This is a genomic window from Chitinophaga costaii (assembly GCF_900094705.1).
GTDB lineage: Bacteria > Bacteroidota > Bacteroidia > Chitinophagales > Chitinophagaceae > Chitinophaga > Chitinophaga costaii.
On the sequence record NZ_FMAR01000010.1, the window covers coordinates 121,175 to 138,039 of the forward strand.

A 16,865-nucleotide genomic window follows, 5' to 3' on the forward strand; every position below is an offset into this window, starting at 1 on the left:
TTTAAGTAATACTACAGCTTACTGTCTTTTGGCTACAACAAAAGTAGATTTGGCAACATTTACCCTCGTTTTTTTTCACAATTTTACAGCAATAAAAAACTCATAAAATGAATAATATTGCTGAACAAAACAAACAGACAGTAGAAAAATTCTTTTCGTCAATTGAAGATCAAAATTTTGATTTTTTCCAAGAATTATTCACTACAGATGCCCGGGGATTCCAACCTTTTGCACCAAATGGATTCCCGAATAATTTAATAGGTGCTGAAGGTTTCTATAAAGAATTTAGTGAAGTCGCTGCTCGTTTTGGTTTTAAAAGTATAAAGTTTTTCCCGAGACTAATTTTAACAACAGAAGATCCAAACTTCATCTTTGCTCAATTTTCAGGGAATGTAGATTTAGCACAAGGAGGGAAATATCAAAATCAATATTTAGCAACATTTAAATTTATAGACGGAAAAATTTTTGAATACACGGAATACTTTAATCCGATTATTTTGTCTAAAACTTTTGGCATCCCACTTTAGATATTAATGGCAGGAAAATTGATAAATAATAATAATGAAATGCATATAAAAAATAGGGATATTAATGGCGAAAAGAATTAAAACCATAAGCGAATTTCATCAGCTAAGAGGTTTGCCAAAGCCTGAACATCCTTTGATTAGTGTCATTGATGTAGAAGCCATTAAGCATTTACACCACGATGAACCTGAAAATTTATTGATGGACTTTTATGTGATTGCCCTCAAAAAAAATCTCAATAACAGTCAGCTAAAATATGGTCAGCAGCAATATGATTTTGACAGTGGTGTAATGTTTTTTATGTCGCCTAATCAGATTTTTACCATTGTAATTGATAATGAAAAAGAATTAAAACAATCCGGCTGGGCATTACTCCTTCATCCTGATTTTTTGTGGAACACCTCACTTACCAACACCATTAAGCACTGTGATTTTTTTGATTATTCCGTCAATGAAGCCTTGTTCCTTTCAGAAAAGGAACAAGAAACATTGAATAATATCATTGAAAACATCAGGCAAGAATGTCATAATAATATCGATAAATATAGTAAGCAAATCATCATTTCACATATTGAAAGTTTGCTTAATTATTCGGAACGATTTTACAATCGGCAGTTCATAACCAGGGATAAATCCCATCACCAGATTTTGGAGCGCCTGGAAAAACTACTTGCGGACTATTTTAACAGCGATGATTTGATGTCAAAAGGGCTGCCTACCGTTCGGCACATTGCCCAAATGCTTAACCTATCACCTCAATATTTAAGTGGCTTGTTGAAAGTACTGACAGGGCAAAGCACCCAGCAACACATCCACGAAAAACTCATCGAAAAAGCAAAAGAAAAACTTTCCACCACAGATTTACCAGTCAGCGAAATCGCCTATGAATTGGGTTTTGAGCATTCGCAGTCGTTCAGCAAACTGTTCAAAACAAAAACCAATCAAAGTCCTCTTGAATTTCGAGCTGGCTTTAATTAATATTTCCTCCAATAAATATTTAAGGATATTACCCATCCAAAGATTAAAGTGCTGCACTTGCCGCAATGGCGCAATGGCAATGTAACAATGAAAAGGGCGCCCTGCATAGGCAAGCCATTTACTTGGAACATTCCTTCATGCCGGCGCGTTATTTTTTCACAAAAAAAGCCCACAACCAGGCATTTCCATAATCATTTTTGGAATTTAAATGGGTAAAAGCATCTAATTTCACCGGGGCGCCTTCTGCATTATATCCAATCTCAGTATCCTTCATGCTTATCTGTACATGCTGAAGGTCTCCATCATGTATAATGTCCAATTCATTCGTCACGAGGGGCAAGGAACCTGTATGGGAAAATTTTAATGCATTGGAAATAAGAATAAAAAACAGTTTGTAGCTTAATTCTGGCACGCCTTCTATCACCGGCAGATATTTACAAAGGATACGGGCATGACTGCGGGCAATCTTCAGCGAAAGGTGGTTGGTAATATCCATCATTACCTGTTCAGGTCTACCGGCTGCACCGGTTGGGCACTTTCCTCAAAGGCGGGATTGATAAATACGCCGTCAAAAGTAGACCTCAATCAGTTTGTAAGGCTAAGGCAGTTCTAGCGTCTATAACACTACCGCTGCGGGATGTATTTTTTTTATTTTGCAGGAGCCTTTTTGCTAATACTTACCTGCCGCCGCTATAAAAGCATAAGGTGACCTTGTTAACAACGGCTTTTTATTTTTAGCTGAATGATATATGCATAAAATTATTATACTTCCAATCTTATTATGCTTCGCTGCTCCATGTTATGCCCAATCTGCAGCGGGTACTATCGTCGATCAATCTTCCCACTTACCGCTGGGCGGCGTTACCGTGGAGGCAGGTGAAGCCCGGCAAACGGTTACTACCCGCGATGATGGAAGATTTGCTTTTAAACATTTACCAGCTGGCGTACAAAAGATTACCTTCCATATGGCAGGCTATCGTACACGCACCCTGCCGGTAGCCGAAGTGGCCGGGATGGCCGATACGGTATTTCTCTCGTCCCAAGCCACACAACTGGCCGATGTATTGGTGTCTGCCAACCGGATCAATCCTTATAAGACGATCAGTGAAAATGATATTCGCATGCGGAGTATCTCCAATGCACAGGAAGTGCTGCGGATGGTGCCCGGCCTGTTCATTGGGCAGCACCAGGGAGGTGGCAAGGCAGAGCAAATATTCTTACGCGGTTTTGATAATGACCACGGCACCGATATTAATATGAGTGTGGATGGCATGCCCATTAACATGGTGTCGCATGCGCATGGGCAGGGATATGCAGACAGTCATTTTATTATCCCAGAAACCATTGAACACACCACGTATGAAAAAGGCATGTACAATCCAGAAAAAGGCGACCTGGCCGTAACGGGATTTGTAAATTTTCATACCGCTAATGCTATTCCTCAAAGCCTGGTAAGGGCAGAAGCTGGGCAATACAATACCTACCGGGTACTGGGTATGGTAGATCTTCTGGGAGAAAAAACAAAAGAAAAAGGGCAATCCTGGTATGCTGCATCAGAATACCGTTACAGCAATAGTTATTTTGATAACCCGCAGCATTTTAAGCGCTTTAATTTCTTCACCAAGTATTATGGCCGGTTAAATGCCCGGAACTACCTGTCGGCCACTGCTTCCACGATGTACAGCCAGTGGAAGGCATCGGGGCAGATCCCCGAATCGGCGGTAGCGGAAGGCATCATTGGCTTTTACGGCGCTATAGATCCCAATGAAGGCGGCGTAACGGCGAGAACCAGCCTGAATGCTACCCTAACGACTAGCTTATCAGACAACGACCTGTTGAAAAACCAGTTGTACTATTCGCATTATACTTTTGACCTGCATAGTAACTTCACCTTTTTCCTGGAAGACACCGTTCATGGCGACGAAATCCGCCAGCGCGAATCCCGCGATCTAATGGGATATAACGGCAGCTATGCCCATGAAAGCCATCTGGGCAACAGCCACCTTCGTTCCGAGTTGGGCATTAACCTGCGCTGGGATGGCACCCTGGGTTCGGCACTCACCCATACCGTTAATAAATTTACCGAGATCCGGCCGGTTAAGCTGGGAAACATCAGCGAGCTGGGTGCAGGGGCCTATGTAAGTGAAACCCTCAGCCTCACCAACAGACTTACCATCAACGCCGGCCTGCGTTACGACCACTTTAATTACCGCTACGACAACAAATTGGCCACGGATAGCACCTTGCAGGGTGTGGGCAGGTATAAAGCAAACAACCAGGTGGTAAGCCCCAAAATAAAAGTAAGCTACCAGCTCAGCGACAAGGCCCAGCTGTATTGGTTTGCAGGCAGGGGCTTTCATTCTAATGATGCCAGGGCTGTGGTGGCGGCCAACGGACTGCCCACCTTACCAACCGCCATTGGGTCAGACATTGGTACGGTATTAAAGCCCACTAAAAATCTTTTACTCCATGCGGCAGTATGGTACAGCCGCTTGCAACAGGAATATGTATATGGTGGCGATGGTGGTACAGTGGAATTCAGCGGCCCTACCCGGCGCCTGGGCATGGACTTCTCCGCCCGCTACCAGCCACTGCGTGCGCTCTACCTGGATGTGGATGTAAATTATGCGCACGGACGTGCTACTAAAGATCCAAAGGGAGCCAACTACATTCCACTGGCACCGGTATGGAGCAGCACCGGCGGCATTGTGTACAACAAGGGTACGGGCCTCAATGGCAGCCTGCGTTACCGCTGGCTGGGCGATCGCCCGGCCAATGAAAACTATAGCCTTAAAGCGGCAGGATATTTTGTGAACGACCTGGTGGTAAACTATACCAAACGCCGGTATGAGGTAGGGGTAACGGTTAATAACCTGTTTAATGTAAAATGGAAAGAAACCCAGTTTGAAACGGAAACCCGGCTGCAACACCAGCAACCGGTAGATGGCATTGCTTTCACCGCAGGAACAAAGTTTTTTGCCACGGCGCATATAACCTACTTCTTCCATTAATCTAAATCAGGAACGCCCCAGTTGTTTCAACATTTTTGCATGCTCCCACAACGCCCGCAGGAAAGTAGGCTGGGAGTTGTAAAGCAAGCTTGTTGCCTTTCCTACTATCCTAATTAACGCAGCATGTACCAGCCACCTACCGCAGCAGCATTATGCCAGGAAATTGTAGCTTTGCAACATTCAAAGCCAACATTATGCAGAAAAAAATTATGCTGCTCGGTTCCGGTGAATTGGGGAAGGAATTTGTGATCTCCCTACAGCGCCTTGGCCAGTATGTGATTGCCGTAGATGCTTACAACGATGCACCTGCCCAGCAGGTAGCCCAAGAACGGGAAGTAATTAATATGCTCGATGGCGAAGCGCTAGACCGCATTGTAGCCAAACACCAACCCGATATCATTGTTCCTGAAATAGAAGCCATCCGCACAGAACGTTTTTACGATTATGAAAAGCAGGGCATACAGGTAGTACCCAGTGCCAAAGCGGCCAACTTCACCATGAACCGTAAAGCTATCCGGGATCTTGCAGCCAAAGAACTGGGGTTACGCACGGCCAACTATCGTTACGCCAGCAACCTGGAAGCACTGCGTGCCGCCACGGAAGCCGTTGGCATTCCCTGTGTGGTAAAACCGTTGATGTCTTCCTCCGGCAAGGGGCAGTCTGTTATCAAAACCGCGGCAGACGTGGACACAGCCTGGCATTACGCCCAGCACGGCCAGCGCGGCGATCAGACCGAAGTAATTGTGGAAGCCTTTGTAAAATTCACTGCCGAGATCACCTTACTGACCGTGACCCAGCAACATGGCCCCACCTTATATTGCCTGCCTATTGGCCACCGCCAGGAACGGGGCGATTACCAGGAAAGCTGGCAGCCGGCAGCCATCGCTCCAGACCACCTGTTGGTGGCGCAGGATATGGCCGCCAAGGTCACCCAAGCATTAGGCGGAGCTGGTATATGGGGCGTAGAATTTTTTCTGACGGAGGAAGGCGTATATTTTTCAGAGCTGTCTCCCCGGCCACACGACACGGGCATGGTAACACTGGCAGGTACGCAAAATCTTTCTGAATTTGATTTACATGCACGTGCCGTATTAGGCCTGCCCATTGCAGAGATCACCCATGAACGCAATGGTGCCAGCGCGGTGATACTCGCAGATCAGGAAGGCAGCCACCCTGTTTTTACCGGTGTTGAAAAAGTACTGATGCAACCCAAAACAGACATCCGCCTCTTTGGCAAACCTACTACCCGCCCCTATCGCCGCATGGGCGTGGTGCTTACTTACGATAGGCCTGGAACCAATGTAGAAGAGATTAAACAGCGGGCCATAGCCCTGGCAAAAGAAGTGAAGGTAAAACCGAGCCATTAAATTGGGCAGGTAGCGCCTTTGTAGCAGCCATGATGAGCGGCAGTGGCGCTACCCCATCTGCCCTGGTGGTATACAAAATGACCAGGGCCAATGCAGGATACCAGGAAGCACATCACCTCCGGAAAGATCAATGATCGTCTTCCGTTTCTTCCAGTTTATCCTGTTCCTTACCCCGGCGCAACTGCACCTTGGGGCTACTTTGAGTACCTGTTACGGTAAATGGAATGCCGAATATACCCAGCGGCGGCAGGCCTAAACGCCCGGTCATATTGAGTTTACCGTCCAGGCTTACCTGCCCCTCAAAACGGGGCCGGAAACCGGCCACCTTCATTTTAGTGCGTGCTATCGTAATAATATTGTTGTTGATCGTAGACTTGATGTCCACCTTCGACAGATCGGGGTCTTTTACATCATCCTTACCGGTAGCGCTGCTCACAGCATTAAATAACCGGAAACCTTTCATTTTTACTTTCTTTACAGACAACACGCCCTCCCCTTTAATCGAAGGGTATACGGGATTCATATTTTTATCCAGGCGTCCGCTCAGGTGGTAATCTAACCCCACCACCCCACTGGCACCAGCGGCAGAGGAGGCCAGGTCGTGAAAAATCTTTATCTCGTTGTAAGCACGTTTAATGTCGAATTCATGGGCGTTGATGCGATAATCGAACGTGGCCCTGTCTGGCGTGGTAGCGGCGTATACCGCCTCCATTTCCACCGGTGCACCGATGATGTGAAAACCGGTATTGTTCATGCGCAACTTACTGCTGTCTATCACCACTTGTCCATAAAAGCTATCAATATTTACGCCTTTAAAGCTGATCTTTTTTACGTTGGCCTGGAGGGTAAGCCCCAAATTGTCCGGCACCATCACCACACCGGAAGCCGCCACAGGGGCGGCATTTTCCACAGGTGCGCCATTTACCATCATTTCATCCACCAGGATATAATTACTCTTCAGGTTCAATTGCCCCTGTAATTTTTGATGCGGCAACGTGGCGTAAGCAATCATATTGTTCAGGTACCCGTTCAGGTTTATCAACGACTTACCATAGCTGGCATTGAACTGGTCGAACACCATTTTATCCTGGTCAAAACGGAAGGTGCCATTCTTAATAATAAAAGGCAAGGGATACAGTTCCGTCTTCAGCGCAATATCCTTTACAACCAGGGAGCCCTTGTTATGCAGCTTATCGTAATGCCCGTTCATCGCATCGCGCTGGGTACCACTCAGGGCCAGGTTGGTTTTAATAAATCCGTCCAGGTCGTATCCTTTCACTGCAAATACCTTGTAGATTTTACCCAGGTCAATAACCCCTTGCGATGTAACACGGTAGCGCAGGTCGTCAAAATTATTCAGATCGGCCTGTAGCGTGAAGGGCTGCCCCTCCAGTTCAAAGGCCACTGGCTTCAGGTTCACATTCAGGGAACGCATGGTACCCGTGGTATTGGTTACTGTAGCATCTACCTGTATATTTTGTAAGGGGGACGGGTAATATTTCGTTTGCACACTTCCATTATTCATGATAAGCCGGGCGGTGGTAACCGGAAACAAGCGTTTGGCAGGCAGGTAACTTCCCTTGGTCACCACATTCAGGTGCAGATCGCCGCCCATAGCCAGGCTATCTGTCTTATAACATTGCTGCACGTCTGCCAGGTGCAGTACTGCGCCCAGTTGTGCGTCTATCAGCGGAGCCTGAGCATTGCTAAGCCGGAAATACCCTTTGATATAATTGCTCAGCAAACGGGCATTAATATCTTCCACATTCAACTTCGTATGTGCATAATCGTTATCCGGGCAGGATGCCTCCACATGAAAGCTGATATTATCTACTGCCGCCGGCAACGATACATATTTGAAGTACCCGTTGCGGAAAGTAGATTGCAGGTGAAACGCTGGTATACTAGCCAGCACCGTATCCGCCTTATGCTGTAATCCTTTGTAAACCACCGAGGTGGCATACCTGCCATCGGCCTGCAATTGGGCTTGCAGTCGGCCCTTCATTTCATATGCCTGGCCGCCTATGGCCTTGTTCCATTTTTCGAGGTCAATATCGGTATTAATATTTACGTGTACATCCGGCGTTTGCAGCCCCTTCACGCGTATAATGGCGCTGAAGAAGTCTTTGTCGATGTTGAAGTAAATAGAATCTACATTAACATACAGGCTATCCATATTCAACTGCGGTAGCCTCGATTCAAAATTGAGAAAGGCGTGCCGGATGGGTGCTGGCGCTTTGTTGTTGCTAATCACACCATCCCTCACCTTCATGTTAAAAGCCAGGTCGGGCATAGTATTCGTAGCGGCGATGTACTGGCCACTCAGGCTGGCCGTAACGTCTGCCGAACCTTCTACATCGGTATGATCCAGCCAGGTAATGTACTCCGGCGGCAGGGCGCTGAAGATGGCGTGTAAGCTAGACTCCATGGAACTTAGCTTAAAATCCATCCGGTAGCCGTTTTTCAGGAATCCAAAAGAACCATTCAGCCTTACGGGCAGCTCATTAATTTTCAGATCATTTTTTTCAAATATCAGGTCCAGCGATTGGGTATTGATCTTGGTAATCAGTTCACCATCCAGTTGCTTGGATTTTACATAAGGCGTACCCGCATAACTAAGATCAAAGGAGCCGATACGGATGGCGGAACGCAGGTCAAACTGGGCCTTACTGAGATCGCCCGCACCCGTATAGTTCACTTCCTTCGCCCGGATATACATGGGCAGGGAGCGATCGTCATAAATAATATTGCAATGACTGAACTGTATGCGTTCAATACGCAGCGAGGCGCTGCTGCTATCGTTTTCGGCTTCCTGTGCTCCCGCAGGCGATGCCTTGTAAATATCGTAATTAGGATGGCCGGCGGCATCTACCAACACATGCACATTGCCTTCAGTAAGAAATATCTTATTGATCTTTAGGGAGCCGGAAAACAAGCTGGCCAGGTTCACCCCCAACGCCACCTCGTTTGCAGACACCAGCGTATCCTGTTTAAAAGGCGCAGCGCCCTTCAGGGTAAAATCGTATAAGGCCAGCGTGAGTGAAGGAAAGTGATTAAAAAAAGAAAGCCTTGCCCGAGAGAAATTCATCTCCCCGGTAATACTTTTATTGGTCCACGTTTTTATTTTGTTGGAAATAGTGGTAGGAAACAGGATAGGCAGTAAAAACAGCAACCCAAAAAAAACGGCAACTGATATTATAAAAATTTTAAACGTTTTTAGTATGGTCTTGTTGCGCATAAATATGATCGCGAAATATATAAGGATTAAATTGCATACCTAACCAATCCCACAGTTCAGCACGCAAAGATAGCCCAATTTTAAAACCCTCCCTATTTTTAGCGCAGTGGCGGTATTTTAGGGGTGGGTAAGCTTATAGGTCTAAATAGTCTGGCCAGGTAATTTTATTTTACAGCTTATACGAAAAACTTTAGCAATAAGGTGAGTCAACCATTTTTGGCATTATCAAAAAAAGGATATAAAATGCCTGCAGCTATTACTGCTTATCAAAATGAGAGCAAGAAAAAATAATCAAATGCTAATCCCTTAGCCCAACCTTTCTATGCTGCTCATGATTATTAAGCAGTCATAATTTAGGTAACAGGGAAAATGAAAAAATATATGATACAAATGGGACTTGCCATCTTTTGGGCATTTGTTATGTGCAACATGACGATTACCGCCACAACAAATGATGATAAAATACGTGCCGTGCGGGTAGTTCACCCTGCACCTGAATATGACCAGAAAATGAAACTAACCGTGTATGACACAATAGCGGTGAGTATTTACTATTACAAGGATATGGTCGCGTATGCTATTCCTGTATATGATAATGTATTTGTTAAAAGGTCCTCGCATAATTTCCGATATCTGGTCCATTAAAAGGATAGTAGTGCTGGATTTTACTATGCATTTTATGACAGTTCCTCCCTGTTCAATAACAAGCAATATATAGTAGATACCATTTTGAGACATGAAAGTTGGATTACCAGGATTTATGGTTACGAAGCGTTCAGGGATGATTCAGCAAAATTTATATCCGCCCATTATGACCGGCGGGCAGGAACTTTGAAAGAAGAATATATGATCTATTCAAAAAAGGATACGAACATTCATGTAAAAGCATTTTATTCCTACACCGCTAAAAAATTTCAAAACATAGATTATAGCTTATCAAAGCAACTAGATAGCATAAAAAAAATGAAATTATATGAAATCAAGATATTCCAACCATCTAAGTATTATGAAAATTATAAATTAACAATGGATGGATTTGAACAGCGATATACACTGGAAGCGTTAGAAGTACCCGATCAGAAGAAATTTCTATCTATTTTCAACAGATATCTCCGTGATATTGGCAAGAGTAGATAATAAAACGTAGCAGTCTTGTAGGCCCTCCCATATGCGGTAAGATCCACATTTGGCAGGGCCTATCTTTCGCACCCCAACTTGATGGAGCGCTTGCGATAGCACGCGCCACATATGCTTCCGAACATTGCCACTTTTCAAGGGGAGTTTATACGCACTCCATTTACTACCCTTTTTTATCAAATAACGTTATTGATTAAGAGAAAGGCCTTCCAGTATCTAACCCGAACCAGGACCTAACCCGCTCCTGTAGCCTATCTTAAAATATAAACTGCAAAAATACCGCAGTGAAAATTTCTTTGTACTTGCATTTAATAAATGACTTATATTTAATCTCAGTTATACCAAAAGCAACACAACATATCCCTTATCCAACAGCAACCTAAACCCGGATCACACCTAATTTATCACCCCCCAAACTTTTATTTTATGGGAGAATTCCTGTCTGCAAACACCTTATCCGTTGACACGATTCTGCAGTTAACGGAAGAAAAGATCACCGCCCCCGCACCGGCCCTGGCGGCGCTGGATGTCATTCTTTATGCTTTTACACTGCCTGCGACCATCACCGCCACGGCGATGCCGCAGGGAAAAGCAACCAGTTCTTTGGCAGCAGAACTGGCTGCCGCCTTTGACGCCACAGACCTACATGCCGATTTTATTTTCCAGCGAACGTTCAGCCATCTTACGCTGGATAAGGCAGTGGGCAACCGGGGCGTGGTGCTGTATTACCAGCCCGCGGGCCACATTAACACCGTGGAACAACAACTGTATGCAACGCTCAGTACCTGGGGCCTTCCCGGCGATCAGGCACTGGTGCAGGACATTGCCCGCCTCATTTTCCAGCAGGCCGCCGCCACGGGCAATACCCCGCTGGCCACCTACGGACAGGCAGCCTCCACCGTCATGCGCATAGAAGGCCCCAAGGTATATGCCTTGTTTGGCTGCTGGACAGTAGCGCTGGCTACCTTTCCCCTGGGAGATGATCAAACCGCTTTGCTTTACAGCTTCAAAGCCGCCACCACAGAACTTTCTACTATCATTGTATAACATGGCCGCTTCCCCAGCCATGCATCCTTCACCCTTAAACCATTTAATGATGAACAGCCCTTTTCGCTTACGCCTCCGTAACACAGATAAAGACACGCCGCCCACCATTCCTGTAGGAGAAGCCATGGCGCGCGCCTACCAGTGGCGGCAGCTGGTGCAATCTATTTACACCGGCACTGCCGATGCCGCCACGCATACCCCCGTGCCCAGCCAATGTATTTTCCGCGCCATCCACATTGATATGGATGATATTATTTTCCTGCGCGAGCAGCATCCCGACGCAAAATCCATCCGCGTTTACCTGAGTATAGCCGATCCTTCTTTACAGTTGCAAATTACCGGCATGTTGGTACCGGTAGATTACAACAACAGGGATATGATCTATACCCAGACGCCCGATGCGCGCCCGGAATCCGCCTTGCGGCAAGACGCCTCTGTTAGTACGGTGTATGATTTTACCCAACCCTGCCCTACACTATGCGATCCGCAAAGTTTACTTTTTAGCGAGGTGAATGATGCCACGGCTTACCTGCCACCAAAAGCCTGATTATGCCCTCTGCTTACCTGATCTACACAGGCATTATAGTGCCACTCAGCGTGCTGCTGCCCCTTGGGGCGGGCATAACCCGCTACCCATCGCTCAGTAAGGCGTTGCGTATCATTTATTTTTACCTGTGGCTGGATGGATTGGTAAACCTAGTAGCCATCGCGCTGGCAGATTTCCATATCAATAACCTGCCGGTACTCCATATTTTCACCATCCTGGAATGGTGGTGCATGGCCTATTTTTACCGGCAGGTATTACATCGCGTTCGGGCTAAACGCATGTTGATTTACCTGATGATTATTTTTCCGTTGCTGTGTATTATTAATTTCACCTGGTTCCAAAGCCTGTTGCATTTTAACACCTATACAAGACCGCTGGAAGCCTTGCTGGTTATGGCCTGTAGCCTGGCCTATTTTGCGCAAACGAACGACGCCAGCACGGCCTGGGTACAGTCTGCCCTAAACTGGGTTAACACTGGCATCCTCTTATATTTTTCCGGCGCGATATTTATCTTTTCTTTTTCTAATTTTACCATCACCCACATGAGCCGGAAAGTGGTGAGCATGAATGTGCTGATTTGGGACATTCATGCCTCCCTCTTGCTGGCTATGTATTTATTGTTTACGATCGGCTTTTTGAAATGCAGGCAACCATAGGTGACAACATTTACCTGCTGATTATTTTCTGTACTGGCGGCATTTCCTTGCTGGTGGTATCTTTTGTGCTGCTCTTCATCCGCAACCAGCGAAAACTGCTGGCTTCCCGCCAACAAGCGCACGACCGGGAGATGGCCCACCAGAAAGCGCTGATGCACACCATGCTCACCTCCCAGGAGCAGGAACGCCAGCGCATCGGGCAAGACCTCCACGATGAAGTAGGCGGCGCGCTGGCAAACCTGCGCATGCGCATGGGCCGGGAGGATCCTAATTTATTCAAACAGCAGATAGATGAAATTATTCAAAACGTGCGCAGCATTGCACACAACCTGTCGCCACCGGCCCTGGCCTTATTCGGCTTTTCGGCAGCACTGGAAGAGTTAGTAGCACACAATGGCCAATTCATACTCCTGAAACAGGAAGCCGCAATAGCAACCGATCAACTGCCCAACGAGGTGGCACTGGCACTACTACGCATTCTCCAGGAGCTGATCACCAATACTTTGAAACATGCTCAGGCAACACAGGTTACCATCCGCCTGTATCTCCAGGATCAACACCTGCACATCCAGTTCACCGACAACGGCATTGGCTGCGACATCCACGCGGGTGTGCATGTGGGCATGGGATTAAGGAACATAGAAAGCAGAATAGCCATGATTAAAGCCCATTTTACGATAACATCCGCCAGGGGCGAAGGCTTTGCGGTACACATTGCCATGCCCTTATAACCTTAGCTATATGTCAAAGATTAAAATTGTCATTGCTGATGATCAGCACCTTTTCCGGGAAGGGTTGGCCAATCTGTTGCAGGCCAATCCCGACTACCAACTCCTGGCCCAGGCTGCAAATGGCCGCCTGCTGCTGGAACAGTTGTCTGCCCTGGAAACCCTGCCAGATATTGCCCTCATCGATATGAACATGCCAGAAATGAATGGCGTGGAGCTGAATGTCATGTTGAGTCAGCACTACCCCACTATCCGGGTCATCGTGCTATCGGTGCATGGAGAAGAACGTTACATGAGCCGTATGATTGAAGCCGGGGCCTGTGGCTACCTGAAGAAGAATTGTGAAGTCCAGGAATTATATACTACCATCAATAATACTTACCAATTTGGTTTTTATTTTAATGCAGAAAGTGTGAGCGCTATGCGCAACGCTTCCCGTTATCGCCAACAGGATATTCAAAACCTCAATAATATTCCCATAACCCTCACCGACCGTGAACTGCATGTGCTGAAACTTGTCTGCGAGGAATGCACCAATGCAGAAATAGCCGCCCGCCTGCTGATCAGCATACGCACCGTAGAAGGACATCGCAATAACCTGCTGGCCAAAATTGGCTGCAAAAACACCGCAGGCCTTGTACGCTTCGCCATCCGCTACAATATTTTTGAAGTTAAATGCTAAGCATCCGTAAAACTACCTACCCTTACCAGGTAATTCCCGCAAAAAAAATGGGGGATTACTACGGGCATTTCCATGCCGGTTGTATCGTTATTTTGACATATCAGTTGAACATTAAATAAACCTAGCCAACAAAACTTACTGCCAACATACACCCTATGGGCCTGAAATAGTCAGGACCACAGCGCTAGCCCTTTTTCACTTTGTTTGTAAGCCCCCGGTACGGAAGGCTTTCCCTCAGGCGGGAGCGCCTTTATCATTTAGCATCACTCAGGTTCACGGCCGGTTGTTTTGTACGACCGGCTCATTTATTTACGCCAGCACAGGCCCATACAGCAGCATAGTTTTCATTTCTAAAAAAACAGGTGCATTTCGTACCTTGCACCCTTTAACACTTCCTGCGCATGAAATGGATCATCGTTTCTTTATTGGCATTAGGGTGCTCCCTTCCCCTGCATTCCGTCCAAGCGCAGCAAGGTCCTAATTTTCCAAGCGATAGCAACCTGCAAACAAAAGCAGATTACGACCGCTATGGCCCCATGGTACAGCAGGCCGCCGACTGGCTGGAGGCAACTAGCCTGGATGATCAGCGCGAACTGCGCCAGGCTACCGACCGCTTTATTTATCGCTGGGTCAATGGATCTCCCACGGTAAGGGTACATGTAAATAACCACCTCCTGAAACTAATGGATAAAAACCAGCAACTGTCTATGATTTACCTGGCCCGATATGCGGCATGGTGCTTAACCAACAACGATTATCAAAACGCAAAGCCCCCTACGAAGGCGGCCTTGCAGGCCATTATAAAAGTGTATAAAAAAGGAATAAACGTAAAACACACTAAATTGATGGATCAGTTAGTGAGCGCAGCAGACCATAACGGGTTGGATGATTATATCAGCCACACCGTGCTGCAATAACCGGAGAGACTTTTCCTCCAACCAGCTAATTTATAAGGCATTCCTTCGTCTTGCTCCGTTTCCTCTTATCATACATTGCTGTGACTCATTATATGCACATAGCAGGCCGCTGCAAAAAAAGTAACAGGCTGCATATGTAATTTTTGCTCAAGCATTCTTTTCTTTAAAAGGTAAAAACCATTTGAACAGGTGTTTTATCCGGTCTTTCCGGGTACGGTATACCAAACGGTTCTTACGGTAATTTAGCATGGTGCTGAGTGACAGTAAATCGTTCTCTCCACTGATCTTGGCATATTGCTGGCAGAAGTAGGCCAGCATGGGCAGCGGCAGGTCTAGCCGGCGCAGATTTTTCATCCTGTCGCCAAAGGAACCCTTCGTGAACTTCATGCGGTTGTTGTCTACCAGGGAAAAATCATAATGGCCCTGTTCATTCTTTTTAAAGAGAATATTGCCGATGGAGTAATCTTTATGGTAAATGCCTTCCTGGTGCAATTGCCAGGTGAGGGCAGCTAGCTGATCCAAAATTTTAAGCGCTTCTTCCCGGGGCATTTGATAAATGTCCCGCAATGGTTGGTAATCTACATAGGTGCTTACAAAATAACTGTCACGCATCAATCCCTTTTTCACGCATTCAATATAAGCAATGGGTGCTGGTGTTTGAAAACCTTTGTTCAGCAGCTTTTGTGCATACAGGAAAGCACGTTTCGCTTTAGATGGAACCACATTAGCGTAAAAGAAACGGTTAAAAATGTATATCTGCCGGTAAGACTTTATAACCAGCTTTACATTTTGCTGCACATCTATCCGTATAATATTACGACCCGAATGTACTGCTGTACCCACGCTGTTAAAACTAATCGGCAAATGCTCAATATATTTTCCTAAAAATTCGTATTGGGCTGCGATCTCCATGTGAACGCTCATGTTTCCTATTTTGTGCTACAGATTAAAAATTTGATGCTGATGATCCTTTGTTCGTTACAATTACAATATAAGTACCACCTTACAGCCGGGGAGGCTACAAGGTTTTAGTTGCAGGTCAGGTTGTGCATTAGTTCTTATCAAAATTACAACAACAAAATTGAATCGCTTTAATTGTCACTATATATTTTAAAAATGGAAGCCCTTGTTACCATAACGGTTATATAATACCAGCAGACAGTAAATATTATAAAACTCCTCACCATAAAGGATCCTGAGGGGAAGACAGTCTTTTATATTATAACTTTATAAAATTTATTAATCCTGCCATTATTGAGCTGTTGCCTATGTGCCGAAATATTTTTACGAATTAGTTATAATTTTCTCACCGGCGTTATAGCCTGACAAATTATCCGCATTTAACATTTGATAAAATAATATGTACCTTACAACCGATCGACCGAAATTATGGTGCATGTTCCTGACGATGAAATACTGTCCATCAGTAACACTGACCGGCACAGGGCTTTTGAACTCGCCTTCCAACAATACTGGCAGCCTTTATTTACGCAGGCCTACAAAAAAGTCCAACAGGAAGATATTGCTAAAGACCTGGTGCAAGAGACCTTTGTAGCCTTCTGGCACAACCTGGAACAACTCACTGCCGAAACGAAGTTGCTACCCTATCTCTATGGTATTTTACGCAACAAAGTATTACAGCACTACGAAAAAAGTGAAGTGAGGCTGCGCTATGCCATGAAAGTGGCCTCCCAGCCCGAGCATGCGGCACCCTCCGGTTTCCATCTTCTTGTGAATAAAGAATTACAAGGCATATTGGACGATGAAGTGGCCAGTATGCCGGAACGTATGCGTACCATCTATTTATTGCGCAAGGATCAACAACTGTCTATTAAAGATATTGCCACACAACTATCCCTCTCCGGGCAAACCATCAAAAACCAGTTGAATGCCGCTACCAACCGGCTGAAGGAGCGCATTCGCCGCTACGGCGCTCCCTTGCTGGTGGCCGGCCTGCTATTACTGGCTGGTTTGGCCTTGCAATAATTTTTTTTCACCCACTTAGTACTTTTTATTCCCTCACCGGATAATT

15 protein-coding genes are annotated in these 16,865 nt (G+C 45.9%); 12 read left to right on the top strand and 3 right to left on the bottom strand.

Annotated elements, in window-relative coordinates; all coding sequences use genetic code 11:
* Window positions 1-107: 107 nt before the first annotated feature.
* Together GA0116948_RS14380 and GA0116948_RS14385 are read left to right on the top strand one after the other, a co-directional pair.
* The gene (locus GA0116948_RS14380; RefSeq protein ID WP_089713457.1) at window positions 108-527 is read left to right on the top strand and encodes a nuclear transport factor 2 family protein; all 420 of its coding nucleotides are present in this window, start codon (window positions 108-110) and stop codon (window positions 525-527) included.
* A 64-nt stretch (window positions 528-591) separates the two neighbouring features.
* Window positions 592-1,503 (top strand): helix-turn-helix domain-containing protein, encoded by a 912-nt coding sequence (locus GA0116948_RS14385; RefSeq protein ID WP_089713458.1) that lies wholly within the window; start codon window positions 592-594, stop codon window positions 1,501-1,503.
* A gap of 148 nt (window positions 1,504-1,651) precedes the next feature.
* Here GA0116948_RS14385 and GA0116948_RS14390 read toward each other — a convergent pair whose 3' ends face one another.
* A complete protein-coding gene (locus GA0116948_RS14390) occupies window positions 1,652-2,002 on the bottom strand; it encodes a hypothetical protein (RefSeq protein WP_089713460.1) in 351 nt (116 codons plus the stop codon).
* Between the two features lie 250 nt (window positions 2,003-2,252).
* Here GA0116948_RS14390 and GA0116948_RS14395 point away from each other — a divergent pair, with 250 nt between their 5' ends.
* Entirely contained in the window at window positions 2,253-4,514 is a 2,262-nt protein-coding gene (locus GA0116948_RS14395) for a TonB-dependent receptor (RefSeq protein WP_089713462.1), read from the top strand.
* 194 nt (window positions 4,515-4,708) lie between these two features.
* Complete coding sequence (gene purT, locus GA0116948_RS14400; RefSeq protein ID WP_089713464.1) at window positions 4,709-5,881, top strand: formate-dependent phosphoribosylglycinamide formyltransferase; 1,173 nt, start codon at window positions 4,709-4,711, stop codon at window positions 5,879-5,881.
* Window positions 5,882-6,008: 127 nt separating this feature from the next.
* Here purT and GA0116948_RS14405 read toward each other — a convergent pair whose 3' ends face one another.
* Entirely contained in the window at window positions 6,009-9,119 is a 3,111-nt protein-coding gene (locus tag GA0116948_RS14405; RefSeq protein WP_089713466.1) for an AsmA family protein, read from the bottom strand.
* A 729-nt stretch (window positions 9,120-9,848) separates the two neighbouring features.
* Here GA0116948_RS14405 and GA0116948_RS14415 point away from each other — a divergent pair.
* The 7 genes from GA0116948_RS14415 to GA0116948_RS14445 all read left to right on the top strand — a co-directional run bounded on the left by GA0116948_RS14415 (window position 9,849) and on the right by GA0116948_RS14445 (window position 14,833).
* On the top strand, window positions 9,849-10,256 hold the full coding sequence (locus GA0116948_RS14415; protein WP_123891820.1) for a hypothetical protein: 408 nt from the start codon (window positions 9,849-9,851) through the stop codon (window positions 10,254-10,256).
* A gap of 426 nt (window positions 10,257-10,682) precedes the next feature.
* Window positions 10,683-11,303: a hypothetical protein gene (locus GA0116948_RS14420; RefSeq protein ID WP_089713472.1), complete on the top strand. Its 621-nt coding sequence runs from the start codon at window positions 10,683-10,685 to the stop codon at window positions 11,301-11,303.
* Window positions 11,304-11,349: 46 nt separating this feature from the next.
* A complete protein-coding gene (locus tag GA0116948_RS14425; protein ID WP_123891819.1) occupies window positions 11,350-11,850 on the top strand; it encodes a hypothetical protein in 501 nt (166 codons plus the stop codon).
* Between the two features lie 2 nt (window positions 11,851-11,852).
* Window positions 11,853-12,506 (top strand): hypothetical protein, encoded by a 654-nt coding sequence (locus GA0116948_RS14430; protein WP_089713476.1) that lies wholly within the window; start codon window positions 11,853-11,855, stop codon window positions 12,504-12,506.
* Window positions 12,491-13,237: a sensor histidine kinase gene (locus tag GA0116948_RS14435; protein WP_089713478.1), complete on the top strand. Its 747-nt coding sequence runs from the start codon at window positions 12,491-12,493 to the stop codon at window positions 13,235-13,237. The genes GA0116948_RS14430 and GA0116948_RS14435 overlap by 16 nt, the downstream gene beginning before the upstream one ends.
* Before the next feature lie 10 nt (window positions 13,238-13,247).
* Window positions 13,248-13,916: a response regulator gene (locus tag GA0116948_RS14440; protein ID WP_089713480.1), complete on the top strand. Its 669-nt coding sequence runs from the start codon at window positions 13,248-13,250 to the stop codon at window positions 13,914-13,916.
* A 401-nt stretch (window positions 13,917-14,317) separates the two neighbouring features.
* Entirely contained in the window at window positions 14,318-14,833 is a 516-nt protein-coding gene (locus GA0116948_RS14445; RefSeq protein WP_089713482.1) for a hypothetical protein, read from the top strand.
* 147 nt (window positions 14,834-14,980) lie between these two features.
* On the opposite strand, the gene GA0116948_RS14450 is transcribed toward GA0116948_RS14445, so the two are convergent.
* Entirely contained in the window at window positions 14,981-15,757 is a 777-nt protein-coding gene (locus GA0116948_RS14450) for a lipopolysaccharide kinase InaA family protein (protein ID WP_089713484.1), read from the bottom strand.
* 465 nt (window positions 15,758-16,222) lie between these two features.
* Here GA0116948_RS14450 and GA0116948_RS14455 point away from each other — a divergent pair, with 465 nt between their 5' ends.
* A complete protein-coding gene (locus GA0116948_RS14455; RefSeq protein ID WP_089713486.1) occupies window positions 16,223-16,819 on the top strand; it encodes an RNA polymerase sigma factor in 597 nt (198 codons plus the stop codon).
* Window positions 16,820-16,865 lie beyond the last annotated feature (46 nt).